The organism is Streptococcus sanguinis (genome assembly GCF_026781265.1).
Taxonomy (GTDB): domain Bacteria; phylum Bacillota; class Bacilli; order Lactobacillales; family Streptococcaceae; genus Streptococcus; species Streptococcus sanguinis_T.
Genome location: NZ_JAKUVC010000002.1, coordinates 806,517 through 818,592 on the forward strand (window position 1 = coordinate 806,517; position 12,076 = coordinate 818,592).

Consider the following 12,076-nt stretch of genomic DNA (forward strand, 5'->3'; position numbering starts at 1 on the left):
GCTAATTTTACAAGAAAGTCAGAAAGGTTCAACCTGACAACTTGAAAACACTGGCTTTTTTAAATCTAGCCTCCTTACTGATACAAAAATAAACTTGGATAATCCAATGTTTATAGATGACTGACATGAAACTGTAACAAAATCTAAACGAATATTTTTTAGACATGAATGAAAGGAAGTAAAATGAAAAGGACTTAGTCCTGTCCAATGCAGAACTAAATCCTTTTACTAGTTATTTATCTAACTTTTAGGAATAATTTAAGTTTCCCAGCTTTTACATATGTCTCAAGCGCTCCACCCGCTCTGAGATAGGAGGGTGCGTATAGAAGAGTTTCTTCAACCCGCCTTCTTTTTTGGGATCGCTGATATAGAGAGCTGCACTTGCATCATCGACATGATGTTCCATAGGATCGCTGCGATCCAGCTTGAGTAGGGCATTGATCATCCCTTGCGGATTGCGGGTCAGCTCTACACTGGAAGCATCAGCCAGAAACTCCCGCTGACGAGAAATGGCCAACTGCACTAAGGTAGCTGCCAAAGGTGCCAGAATGATGGCAATTAGCGATACGATAAGGAGAATAATTCCCAAACCACTATCGTTATCTCGATCATTACTACTGCGCCGTCCGCCACCAAACCACATCATACGGCCAGCCAGGCTAGACAACATGGTAATAGCACTGGCCAAAGCTACAGCAATCGTTGAAATTCGGATATCATAATTTCGAATATGACTGACTTCATGGCCTATCACTCCCTCAAGCTCCTCACGATTCATGATTTGCAAGATACCTGTCGTTGCTGCGACAGCCGCATTTTCAGGCTTAGAACCGGTCGCAAAAGCATTGGGAGAGGAATCCTCTACGATATAGACACGTGGCATAGGAATCTGAGCGACCATGGCCATATCTTGAACAATATGATAGAGTTCAGGTGCTTCCTGCTCAGAGACCTCGCGAGCTCCGTTCATCGCCATGACAACCTCTGTAGACTGAAAAATCATCACTCCGGCATAAATCGCTCCGATAATCAAGGCTAGCAAGACACCACCTACAGCAGACCGCAGCCAGAGATAGCCAATAGCTGCTCCAAGAAGAGCCAAGAGACCGAAAAAAGCGATAAGGAGGAGCCAAGTCCTCCTTTTATTGCTGGCAATTTGATCAAATAGCATCTTAGTCACCTAGTCCAGTGCTACCAAAGTCAACTTTTGGCACAGCCTTTTCTTCTTCTGGTGTCTTGAGGAAGTCCGCAGCTTTAAAGCCAAAGATTCCTGCAACAATATTGCTTGGGAAAGTTTCCAGTTTGACATTGTAGTTGCTAGTAACTGAATTATAAAGCTGACGAGAATAAGCAATTTTATTTTCAGTATTGGTCAGCTCTTCCTGCAACTTCAAGTAGTTGGTATTTGCTTTCAGATCTGGATAGCTTTCAGCTACTGCAAAGATTCCAGAAATCTGACGAGAAAGGGCGTCACTGGCTTGCATAGCTTCGGCTGGTGAAGCAGCTGAAGCTACCTGGTTGCGCAGTTGTGTTACCTTTTCCAAGGTTGCCTGCTCGTACTTGCCATAGCCTTTGACCGTTTCCAAGAGGTTAGGAATCAGGTCATTACGGCGTTTGAGCTGCACATCGATCTGACTCCAAGCTTCTTGAGTCTGCATACGGCTTTTAACCAAGGTATTGTACGCACCAACAACGAAGAATGCTAAAACCGCGACAATAATAAGAACAATAATAAAAGTCATGATATACTCCTTCAATTTTGATTAGACTTATTATATCAAAAAATAGTAGAACTGTCTTTATTCTTGACATTGATTTAGAAAAGATGTACGATAAAGGAAAGAATAAACCGACTGTCGGTCGAACAAAATTTTACTACCAAAAAGGATGCAAACATGGCTAATAAAAAAGACTTTATCTTAGATACCGCTCAGGAGCTTTTTATGGAGCAAGGCTTTGACCAGACCTCTATCTCCCAGATTTTAGAAGCGACTCAAATCGCCCGCGGTACTCTCTACTATTACTTTTCTTCTAAGGAAGAGATAATGGATGCCATCATTGAGCGAACCATTGAAAGAGCATTTACAGCTTCCCAAGCCTTTGCTGATAATCGTGGACTGACTATCATAGAGCGCTTGGTTGGCAGTATGGCTGCTCTGAATCTCAATCACCAAGAGGGAGAGGGAGTACTGCTGCATCTCAATCAGCCACAAAATGCGCTCCTGCACGAAAAGACCAATCAAATTCTTCTTGAACGGGCGCCTCAGATTCTACTCCCCATCATCCAAGACGGCATCGCCGCTGGAGACATGAAGACTGACTATCCATACGAAAGCCTGGAAATGATTCTTACTTATTCGCTTCAAGTTTTTGGCAGCAGTTTTCAGGCTCTACCTCCAGAAAAACAGCAGCAAAAACTTCAGGCTTTTCTCTATCTTTTAGAAACTCTTTTTCACAGCCGGCAAGGCTACTTCGATCCCTTCCTATCTCTGATTCAGACCCAAAGTAGCTAGAAAACTAAGCATTAGATTCACTATTTACACTTACTTGACATCACAAGATTAGGAGGTAACTATGAAACAATCAGGCTTTAGACTCTTTTTATTGATTTGGATTGGAAGCCTCATCTCGGAAATCGGATCTGGTATGACTTCTTTCGCTTTAGGTGTTTATATCTTCCAGCTGACCGGTTTGGTTTCTGTTTCTTCTTTTGTTACTCTTTGTGCTTTTCTACCCGGTCTTTTGGTTACTCCTCTGGCTGGAATTCTGGCAGATCGCTATGATCGAAGATTGCTGATGGCTCTGGGAGATGGTCTGTCAGGCTTAGGAGTTCTCTGGATTTACTTTAGTCTGAAGAATCCTGCTTTGATTTTTATCTGTATCGGAGCTGCCATCAGCTCACTCTTTTCAGCCTTGGTCAATCCGGCCTTTCGAGCTACGATTTCCGACTTGCTGCCTGAGGAACAGTTATCAAAAGCAACCGGTTTGTCGCAGATTAATGGCATTGCCCGCTATCTGATTTCACCAGCCTTGGCTGGAATGATTTTAGCGAGTGGACATATCAGCACGATTCTGTTGCTGGATTTTTCAACCATTTTCGTGACAGTAGCCTGCACCTTGCTCGCTCGTAGAGCTATTCATTCGCAAGTTTATAGCAGTGACAGTCGGTTCTGGGCAGATTTCCTTAAAGGTTTTCAAATCGTCTATGGGAAAAAAGGCATCTGGATTTTAGTCTTAGCTGGAACAGGTTTTTCCTTCTTTCTGGGAACTGTCCAAATCCTGCTTTCTCCCTTGGTACTGGCTTTCGCAGACGCTAAAACAGCCGGCTGGGTCATGACTATCTCCAGCAGCGGCATGCTGATAGGAGGCTTGGTTCTAGGGATATTTGCTATCAAAAAACGCTTCCATCGTATGCTCTGCCTCTCACTATTTCTACTGGGCTCTTCATGGTTGGGCTGGGAATGAAGGAAAACTTCATCTGGATTTGCAACTTTGGCTTTCTCCTCTTTGCTGCTCTGCCTTTTGCCAATACTGCCATTGACTACCTGGTCCGCATCAATATTAACAAAGCCGATCAAGGCAAGGTCTGGGGGAGCATCGGCATTATCTCTCAGCTGGGCTATGTGCTAGCTTATGCCGGCATGGGTTGGGTCGCGGATACTCTTTTCAAGCCCTCGCTTACTTACTTTGGCTGGTTGGCAAATTCTGTCGGAAAAATAATCGGTGTCGGAGGAGGCAGAGGCTACGGTCTGCTATTTATCCTATCCGGTATCTCTATCAGCATCGGTGCTTACCTGCTCTCCCGAGCACGTTCAGTAAAGGAGCTGGAATATGTTTCAACGCTTGATAAGAAATGATTTAAAACAAAACAAAGTCAGTATGCTGGTCATCGGGCTTTTCCTTCTTCTAACTCTGACCCTAAGCTTTGCAGCTACACGCCTGACCGTCAGTCTTACCAACTCAATTGAGCGCTTTGTAGAGACAGCCAAAAGCCCTCACCTGCTACAGATGCACAGCGGAAGCGTTGACCGAGAACGACTGCAAAACTTTGTCCAGCAGCATCCAGAAATTGCCTCTTGGCAGCTGACAGACTTTGTGAACGTGGAAGGATCAGCCATCCACATCAATGGGCAGGGCTCGCTTCAGGACAGCTCCCAAGATAATGGCTTTTCTAGTCAGAACCAAAACTTTGACTTTCTGCTGGATCAGAATAACCAGCCTGCCCAGCCTCAGCCAGGGCAAGTTTATATCCCCCTTTATTATTACAACAGCGGAAAAATCAAAATCGGCGACCAAATAAGAGTCGGCAAGCTACAGCTGACTGTCCATGGATTTATCCGAGATGCCCAGATGAATGCTGGTCTAGTCTCCTCCAAGCGCTTCCTCATCTCGCAGGCTGATTTGCAGACTCTGAAAAAAGAAGCATTTTCATCTAATGAGAACCTGATTGCTTTTCGAGTGCATAAGCTTAGCCAGATTTCTACCATCGAGCAGGCCTATAAAAATGCTGAGCTCGAGTCCAACGGGCAACCTATGATTACCTATCCGACTATCAAGATGATTAACGGCTTCAATGATGCTCTAGTCATGGGGCTGCTGGTTTTGGCTATCATTGGCATCACCTTTCTCTGCATGCGCTTTGCCCTCTTGACCAAGATTCAAGAAGACCTGCAGCAGATTGCTGTTATGAAGGTCATGGGACTGCCCCAAGGCTTTATCAGCAAGTTCTACCTGACCAAGTATTATTTCTGCCTGGCTCTAGCAACCATCGCTGGATGGGGACTGTCCTTTCTTCTGAGTACTCCTTTTAAAAAGCAGATGGCACTGTCTATAGGGCAAAGTCCGACGCCCTTCTATAGCTATCTTTTGGAAATGTTAGTGACTCTGCTGCTCTGTCTCTTGGTCTTCTGGCTAACTGCCCGACCTCTGAGCTCCTTTAACAAAATGTCGCCCGGCCAAGCTTTAAGATTAGCTTCTTCCAACAGTCTAACCGAGACGCGTTCTACTCCGAAAATGTGCTTACCGACTATCCCCCTCTTAGACAGACCCTATTTCGCCCTGAAAACTATTCTAAGTCATAAAAAACTCTATTTGACTATCTTGTTCATTGTCAGTCTGATTAGCCTGCTTATCCTGCTACCAGCCAGTCTCTATAGCACTGTGATGGACAAGAACTTCATCCAGTATCTAGGAGCTGGTCAGTCAGATGTGTTGGTTGATATTTCTCAGACTGATGATATTGATACCAAGGCTGCCCAGCTTCTGAAAGAACTGCGGGCAGACAAGGATAACGCAGAGATTAATCAGTACCAGAGCCAAAATTTCTCCTATCAAGACCAGCAAGGTCAGACCCAGCAGTTGCGGGTAACTCTGGGAAACCATGCAGGATTTCCAGTCAAATACAACCAAGGCCGCTATCCTAAAAACGAGCATGAAATTGCCCTCTCCAAGCTTAAAGGAGAAGAGCTCAAGCTAAAAGTAGGAGACAGCCTGACCTTGACGATAGACGGTCAAGCCAGAAAACTAAAAGTAGTCGGTATCTATTCGGACCTGACCTACGGCGGAAAGACCGCCAAGGCTGTCTTTTTGACAAAGCAAGCGCAAACGCTCAATAGTCTGCTGACCATCCGCCTTAAAGATGCTAGCAACAAAGCTCAAAAAATCAACGATTGGAAAAAACGGTATTCCAACTATAAATTAACCGACGTAGAAGACTTTTTCCATCAGACTTTTGATGACACGCTAGCCATGCTCCGCCTGATTCAGACCAATGTTTTTTGGACAGGGCTTGGCATTGTCTTCATCCTTATGACTCTCTTTGTCTATCTGATTTTCACCAAGGACCAAGCTGACTTGGCACTTTATCGGATGCTGGGATTTGGCAGTGAGCGACTCAGGAGCCACTACCTGCTCGCCGTCTGCTTCATCTTGATGCTGGCTCTGGCAATAGCCGACCTTCTACTCCTTAGTATAGGGCAAGAAGTCTGCAACCTGCTGCTCAGCAGCTTCGGTATCAGTAAACTCCAGCTCATCATCAACAAGTCTCTTACTTTTCTATGGACACCGCTGGCTCTGCTTCTTAGCGGACTCACAGCAGCACACATCAGTCTCCGAGCTCTGAACAAGCTGGAAATTGGACGTTATCTAAAGGAACATTGACCTTAAGCAGATAGCTTTCGAGCGCTTAGCATTTATTTTACATCCGAGGAGAAGCCTATGTTATTAGAAGCACACAACCTCAGCAAAAGCTATCAGGAAAATCAGGATCCCATTCTCCGTGATTTGTCGCTAGAGATTGAGAGCGGCCAATTCATCGCCATCATGGGGCCTTCTGGCTGCGGGAAATCCACTCTTCTCAATCTTCTGTCCACTATTGACAAACCTGACCGAGGCCAGATTCTCTACCAGGAACAGGACTTGCTGGCTATGAAAGACAAGGATTTGGACCGCCTTCGCAGAGAGGCTTTTGGATTTGTCTTCCAGCAGGCGACCTTCCTGAAAAATCTCAATATCCTAGACAATATCTGCCTACCGAGTATCATTGGTAAGAAAGGCAGTGAGCGAAAGGCAGCCTATGAGCGAGCCAAGGAGTTAATGGCTCTGACTGGGATTAAGGACATTGCTCAGCGCTCTATCCATCAGGTATCGGGCGGCCAGCTCCAGCGAGCTGGCATCTGCCGGGCTCTCATGAACCAGCCTCGAATCATTTTTGCTGACGAGCCGACAGGAGCCCTCAACTCTCAGGCTGGTCGTCAAGCTATGGAGCTCATGCAGCACTTCCACCGGCAGAGCGCAAGCATTCTCCTAGTGACGCACGATGCCAGCGTAGCTACCTATGCCGACAAAGTCCTGCTCATTTTAGATGGTAAGATAAAAAAAGAAATTCTCTTTGACCCAGCTGCTAATCAGGATGAGCGACGCCAGCTGCTCTTGGCGGAGCTCAATCAGATTGGTATATAAGAAAAGAGGCCCTTCGGCAGAATGCCTGGGTCTCCTTTTTATGATATAATAGGATGAATACTGACAAACAAGGATGAAACTATGACACCGCAAGAATTTTACCAGCTATTGAGCCAGCAGGGAATCGAGCTGACCGACCGCCAGAAAGACCAGTTTGAGCGTTATTTTCAACTCTTGGTCGAATGGAATGAAAAAATCAATCTGACAGCTATCACCGAGAAAAATGAAGTCTATCTCAAGCATTTCTATGATTCAATTGCCCCTGTTTTACAAGGCCTTATTGATAATCAAGAGCTTAAGCTATTAGATATCGGAGCCGGAGCCGGCTTTCCTAGCCTCCCTATGAAAATTATCTATCCTCAGCTGGATGTGACTATCATTGACTCGCTCAACAAACGCATCAACTTCCTCAAACTGCTGGCAGAAGAGCTCGGGCTGGACAAGGTTCACTTCTACCACGGCCGCGCAGAAGACTTTGCTCAGGACAAGGCCTTTCGGGCCCAATTTGACCTGGTCACTGCCCGTGCAGTCGCTCGGATGCAGGTCCTATCTGAGCTGACCATTCCCTACCTAAAAGTTGGCGGGAAGCTTTTGGCGCTCAAGGCTTCTAATGCTCCGGAGGAACTGGACGAAGCAAAAAATGCCCTCAACTTACTCTTTAGCAAGGTCCAAGACAACCTCAGCTATGCCTTACCAAACGGCGACCCCCGCTTTATCACAGTGGTGGAAAAGAAGAAAGAAACTCCCAATAAATACCCCCGCAAAGCCGGTATGCCAAATAAAAGACCGTTATAAGAAAAAAATCAGGCTAGGATTGCTTGGTTTTTTTATGTCATCTTCAATAATTCAATTTGCTTCAGACGTTCCTTTTTAACAGCTTCAAAATCACCTGGATACATCTTGTTTATCAAGGTAATAGCAAAATCTGCTGCCCAAAGGCCATGATATTTAACATGGGGACTAGCTACAAGCTGAGCCATCGTTCGATAGAATCTTACTTTAACTACATCTTCTTCCTTTTTTGCTAAACGTGAAATCTCAAAGCTCAGATTTCTAGCAGCATGATAAGAACTCTCCCCAGCTAGCCAGTCATCCATAGCGATAAGAGCCTGTTTCATCTCTTTTGTAAATGCAAAAGCAGTTAGCTCCGAAAGATGAGCGGTATACACTTGGCAAAATCGAACTACTTCTTGGTGTGTTTTTTCTTCATAAACTTTAATGAAGGCTTTCTTCAAGTCTGGCGCGTCCTCTATTTTCCCCAAAGGTTTTTGATAAGCGTAAATATCCATATTTTACTTTCCTCCATCCTACCCCCACGGATTATAAAAGCGGCCGTGATTGACTGCGAAGAGAGCAAAGCAGAGCAATAGAAAGGCGACTGCCAGTGTCAGCACCAGCATATCTCTCCTGCTTAGAGCCTGATAGGTGTACCAGGTTCGTTTTTTATTTTTCCCAAATCGGCGCAGTTCCATGGCTGTGGCAATGGTATTGATGCGCTCGAGAGAGCTGAAAATCAACGGAATGATAATCTGCAGATTTCCCTTCACGCGCTGGGTCAGTTTAGCTTTCTTGGATAATTCCTGCCCACGCGCTTCCTGAGACATCCTGATCAGGAAAAACTCTTCCTGCAAATCTGGAATATAGCGGAGCGTCAGACTGACCGCGTAAGCAATTTTATAGGAAATACCAAGCTGATGTAGGCTGGAAGCAAACTGACTGGGATGGGTTGTCATGAGGAAAATCACTGCCAGAGGAATGGTCGAAATATACTTGAGCAGGAGATTAAAGAGGTAAAACAGCTCCTGAGCTGTTAGATTATAAGCTCCCCATCCAGACCAGAGGACATCTTTGGCTCCATAGATATCGACACCATACTGAGGGGCAAAAAGATAGACCATCACTAAGTTAAGAGCAGCAAAGGATGCCGCAAAGACTAAAACAAATGAAATGTCTCGGATGCGGATGTGAGACAGCCGAAAGAGGCAGAGGGACAGCAGGGCTAGCCCCAGCAAAAAGCGGGTATCATAGCTGATCATGGCTGCTACTGATACCAGAACGAAGAAGAGCATCTTGCTGGCACCGGACAGGCCATGAAGAAAAGTCTCGCCTGCATGGTAGCCGATTAATTTTCGCTGATTAAGCATGCTTGTCCTCCTTTTCTCGCATATAAAACTCGGTCAAAGCCAGAGGGTCGGCACCAATCTTCTCAGCCAGAGCAAAGATTGACGTTTCCTTTAGATGAGCCGCCGCAATCAACTCTTGATCTGTCAGCACCTGCGCAGGCGCCTTATCGGCTAAAATCTGACCATCCACCACAACCACTGCCCGATCTGAGTAATCCAGCATCAGCTGCATATCGTGGGTAATCATGATAATGGTATGTCCCTGCTGATTGAGCTCGTCTAGAAAGTCCATCATCTCGGTATAATGGCGCTGGTCCTGGCCAGCTGTCGGCTCATCCAAGAGGATAATCTCGGGATTCAGCACCAAGATAGACGCAATGGTCACTCGCTTCTTCTGGCCGAAAGACAGGGCCGAAATCGGCCAACTACGGAATTCATAGAGTCCACAGGTCTTGAGAGCCGCATGGACTCGCTCTTCGATTTCCGATTCTTCCAGTCCACGCAAGCGCAAGCCTAAAGCCACTTCATCAAAAATCATGGCTGCCGAAATCATCTGATTGGGATTCTGCAGGACATAGCCAATCCGCTCAGCTCGCTCCTTGATAGAGTCTCCTTTGATGTCCTGATCTTTCCATCTATAGCTCCCATCAGTCTCGATAAACTGACAGAGGGCCTTGGCCAGGGTTGACTTACCAGCTCCATTTTTACCAACGATGGCTATTCGCTCACCCTTGAAAATCTTCAGGCTGATATCCTGCAAAATAGGTTTGCCTCCGCTCTGGTAAGCAAAGGACACATGTTCCAGTTCCAGTAAGGGCTCCTGGGACTCTTTATCAGAGTCAGACCAGTCTCTGCCCTCAAAGGTCACATCTGCCAGCTGCAGCTGATCCAAGCGGGACAATCCTTCAGTCTTTTCCACATCAACGCCCAGCTGGCGTAGAGTGGTAATGTAGAGCGGCTCGCGAATGCCATTTTCAGCTAGCAGCTGGGTTCTGAGCAGGTCATCCGGCTGTCCATTAAAGAGAATGCGTCCGTCATTGACAAGCACCAAACGGTCTACTGGTCGGTAGAGAACATCTTCTAAACGATGCTCGACAATCAGAGTCGTCGTTCCCGTATCTCGATGAAGCTGATCAATCAAATCAATGGTATCCTGACCTGACTTTGGATCCAGATTAGCCAAGGGCTCGTCAAAGAGCAGAATGGGACTCTCGTCAATCAAAACTCCAGCCAGACTGACGCGCTGCTTTTGACCACCGGATAAATCCTGGGGCCGATGCTGCAAAAACTCCGATAAATCCAGCTTCTCTGACCAGGTTTTGACTTTTTCGCGCATAAGCGACAACTCCATCACATCATTTTCCAGTGCAAAGGCCAGATCTTCTGCTACGCTAAGCCCGATAAACTGGCCATCCGTGTCCTGCAAGACCGTGCTGACAAGATTGGACTTATCATAAATGCTGGATTCAAAGGCTGGCTGCCCCTTAATCAAGAGCTGACCGCTGGCCTCTCCTTTATAAATGTTAGGTATAATTCCATTGAGGCACTGGCCCAGCGTTGATTTACCAGAGCCAGACGGACCGACAATCAGAACCTTCTCTCCCTCGTAAATAGTCAGATTGATCTGCTTGAGGGTCGGCTCAGACTGAGCTTGATATTGAAAGCTAAAGTCTTCAAATTGGATAATTGGTTTTTTCATCTTATTTCTCTATAGTGCCAGAGCGATTTGAATCGCTAAATTGGCAATCTTATCTTTTTCGTCTAAGTCTGCATGATTGGCTAGGTTGCGCATATCCCAAGCTTCCTCAGACAAGTGGTCGGCTGCATAAAAGAACTGGCAGACGGTTATCTCTCGAAAAGCTGCCAAGGCCGCTACAGCTGAGCATTCCATATCCACACAGATCGCTCCCTCGGCCTTTCTCTGGCGGAGTTTAGCTGGTGTCTCACGGTAAATGCCGTCTGTCGTCCAGACCTTGCCCTTGCTATGGGAAATACCGCGCTCATCCAGAAAAGCCGTCAGAAAATCTTTCAAGCCAAGATTGACTTCCTGCTCACGGCTAGCCGGCTGGTAGTGATAGCTAGTCCCCTCATCACGCAGGGCCTCCGTCGGGATAATGATGGACGTTTCCTTAATCTCCTCATCCAAGATACCGCAAGTACCGAAAAGCACCAGCTTCTTCATGCCAAAAGCAATCAAGTCTTCCAGAATAGCCACACAGGCCGAAGCTCCAACCGGTGCATTGAAGAGAGCCAGTTCCCGTCCATCCACGAAAACGCGATAGATAGGAATTTCAATATTAGCCATGCTAGTTGTCGTAATCAGCTCATGTTCAAAATCAGCCAACATCCGCGCAAAAGTCTCTCTGGCAAAGCAAGAAACAGCCGTCTCCGGAAAACCCTCTATGGATTCATTCAAGTCTTCTGGGTTAATGATGGCCTTGCGACTTTGGTCAAATTCTTCAAGTATCATAGGCTTGCTCTCTTACCCCTTTCTTCCTGATGAAACAGCCAGCAGATGTCTACTGACTTCATCTTACCATTGTATCATAAAAAGGCGGTCTGCTGAACGCTACCTGCATATTTTCTACATAACAAAAGCCATAGGCAGGCTCTATAGCTCAAGTGAAGTGAGTACTTTGTCCAATGATTTTCCAACAAAAAAAGACTGGGCATAAATCCCAATCTCATCTTACATAAGGGCTGTAGCAGCAGTAATCAAGCCAAATACGATGCCCGGCATATTAGCCGCTGCCAAAGGAATGTCCCGCTTCTCTTTAAATAGACCATAAATGACCCATAGAGTACAGTTTAGAGCAGCCACTGAAGGCTGGATAAAATCACCCTTGTTGCCAGCTAGATTATTCATAATCTGTGGGATATAGGAAACATACATCATAACAGACATAAAAGTGGCCACCCAGCCCAAGATTAGCATGTGTTTTTCTTTCATTTCGCTCTCCTTTTTATAAAACTGACCTCTATTCTATAGCTTC

11 protein-coding genes and 1 pseudogene are annotated in these 12,076 nt (G+C 46.0%); 5 read left to right on the forward strand and 7 right to left on the reverse strand.

The window, feature by feature from the left end; genetic code table 11:
* Positions 1 to 274: 274 nt before the first annotated feature.
* Positions 275 to 1,171 carry a zinc metalloprotease HtpX gene (htpX, locus tag MK370_RS04530; protein WP_268684332.1) on the reverse strand — a complete coding sequence of 299 codons (897 nt, stop codon included), beginning with the start codon at positions 1,169 to 1,171 and terminating at the stop codon, positions 275 to 277.
* A gap of 1 nt (position 1,172) precedes the next feature.
* Entirely contained in the window at positions 1,173 to 1,742 is a 570-nt protein-coding gene (locus MK370_RS04535) for a LemA family protein (protein WP_072073563.1), read from the reverse strand.
* A gap of 153 nt (positions 1,743 to 1,895) precedes the next feature.
* Here MK370_RS04535 and MK370_RS04540 point away from each other — a divergent pair, with 153 nt between their 5' ends.
* The 5 genes and pseudogenes from MK370_RS04540 (at position 1,896) to rsmG (ending at position 7,755) form a co-directional block, all read left to right on the forward strand.
* A complete protein-coding gene (locus MK370_RS04540; protein ID WP_268684333.1) occupies positions 1,896 to 2,513 on the forward strand; it encodes a TetR/AcrR family transcriptional regulator in 618 nt (205 codons plus the stop codon).
* Between the two features lie 61 nt (positions 2,514 to 2,574).
* Positions 2,575 to 3,857: pseudogene (locus tag MK370_RS04545) on the forward strand (MFS transporter).
* Positions 3,832 to 6,159: an FtsX-like permease family protein gene (locus MK370_RS04550; RefSeq protein ID WP_268684334.1), complete on the forward strand. Its 2,328-nt coding sequence runs from the start codon at positions 3,832 to 3,834 to the stop codon at positions 6,157 to 6,159. Before MK370_RS04545 ends, MK370_RS04550 begins: the two are co-directional and overlap by 26 nt.
* A gap of 57 nt (positions 6,160 to 6,216) precedes the next feature.
* Positions 6,217 to 6,960, forward strand: a complete 744-nt coding sequence (locus MK370_RS04555; protein ID WP_268684335.1) for an ABC transporter ATP-binding protein — start codon at positions 6,217 to 6,219, stop codon at positions 6,958 to 6,960.
* Positions 6,961 to 7,041: 81 nt separating this feature from the next.
* Positions 7,042 to 7,755, forward strand: a complete 714-nt coding sequence (rsmG, locus tag MK370_RS04560) for a 16S rRNA (guanine(527)-N(7))-methyltransferase RsmG (protein WP_268684336.1) — start codon at positions 7,042 to 7,044, stop codon at positions 7,753 to 7,755.
* 32 nt (positions 7,756 to 7,787) lie between these two features.
* Here the strand turns inward: rsmG and MK370_RS04565 are convergent, their stop codons facing one another.
* The 5 genes from MK370_RS04565 to MK370_RS04585 form a co-directional block, all read right to left on the reverse strand.
* Positions 7,788 to 8,249 (reverse strand): putative immunity protein, encoded by a 462-nt coding sequence (locus MK370_RS04565; RefSeq protein WP_268684337.1) that lies wholly within the window; start codon positions 8,247 to 8,249, stop codon positions 7,788 to 7,790.
* A gap of 18 nt (positions 8,250 to 8,267) precedes the next feature.
* Entirely contained in the window at positions 8,268 to 9,104 is an 837-nt protein-coding gene (locus MK370_RS04570; RefSeq protein WP_268684338.1) for an energy-coupling factor transporter transmembrane component T family protein, read from the reverse strand.
* On the reverse strand, positions 9,097 to 10,782 hold the full coding sequence (locus tag MK370_RS04575; RefSeq protein WP_268684339.1) for an ABC transporter ATP-binding protein: 1,686 nt from the start codon (positions 10,780 to 10,782) through the stop codon (positions 9,097 to 9,099). Before MK370_RS04575 ends, MK370_RS04570 begins: the two co-directional genes overlap by 8 nt.
* 9 nt (positions 10,783 to 10,791) lie before the next feature.
* Positions 10,792 to 11,553, reverse strand: coding sequence for a nucleoside phosphorylase (locus tag MK370_RS04580; RefSeq protein WP_268684340.1), 762 nt, complete (start codon positions 11,551 to 11,553; stop codon positions 10,792 to 10,794).
* Positions 11,554 to 11,772: 219 nt separating this feature from the next.
* Positions 11,773 to 12,033, reverse strand: coding sequence for a SemiSWEET family transporter (locus MK370_RS04585; protein WP_002898091.1), 261 nt, complete (start codon positions 12,031 to 12,033; stop codon positions 11,773 to 11,775).
* Between the last annotated feature and the right edge of the window lie 43 nt (positions 12,034 to 12,076).

Excerpts from the sequence above, each read along its gene's own strand:
- htpX (WP_268684332.1), bottom strand. The coding sequence starts at position 1,171 with ATGCTATTTGATCAAATTGCCAGCAATAAAAGGAGGACTTGGCTCCTC.
- MK370_RS04535 (WP_072073563.1), bottom strand. The coding sequence starts at position 1,742 with ATGACTTTTATTATTGTTCTTATTATTGTCGCGGTTTTAGCATTCTTC.
- MK370_RS04540 (WP_268684333.1), top strand. The coding sequence starts at position 1,896 with ATGGCTAATAAAAAAGACTTTATCTTAGATACCGCTCAGGAGCTTTTT.
- MK370_RS04550 (WP_268684334.1), top strand. The coding sequence starts at position 3,832 with ATGTTTCAACGCTTGATAAGAAATGATTTAAAACAAAACAAAGTCAGT.
- MK370_RS04555 (WP_268684335.1), top strand. The coding sequence starts at position 6,217 with ATGTTATTAGAAGCACACAACCTCAGCAAAAGCTATCAGGAAAATCAG.
- rsmG (WP_268684336.1), top strand. The coding sequence starts at position 7,042 with ATGACACCGCAAGAATTTTACCAGCTATTGAGCCAGCAGGGAATCGAG.
- MK370_RS04565 (WP_268684337.1), bottom strand. The coding sequence starts at position 8,249 with ATGGATATTTACGCTTATCAAAAACCTTTGGGGAAAATAGAGGACGCG.
- MK370_RS04570 (WP_268684338.1), bottom strand. The coding sequence starts at position 9,104 with ATGCTTAATCAGCGAAAATTAATCGGCTACCATGCAGGCGAGACTTTT.
- MK370_RS04575 (WP_268684339.1), bottom strand. The coding sequence starts at position 10,782 with ATGAAAAAACCAATTATCCAATTTGAAGACTTTAGCTTTCAATATCAA.
- MK370_RS04580 (WP_268684340.1), bottom strand. The coding sequence starts at position 11,553 with ATGATACTTGAAGAATTTGACCAAAGTCGCAAGGCCATCATTAACCCA.
- MK370_RS04585 (WP_002898091.1), bottom strand. The coding sequence starts at position 12,033 with ATGAAAGAAAAACACATGCTAATCTTGGGCTGGGTGGCCACTTTTATG.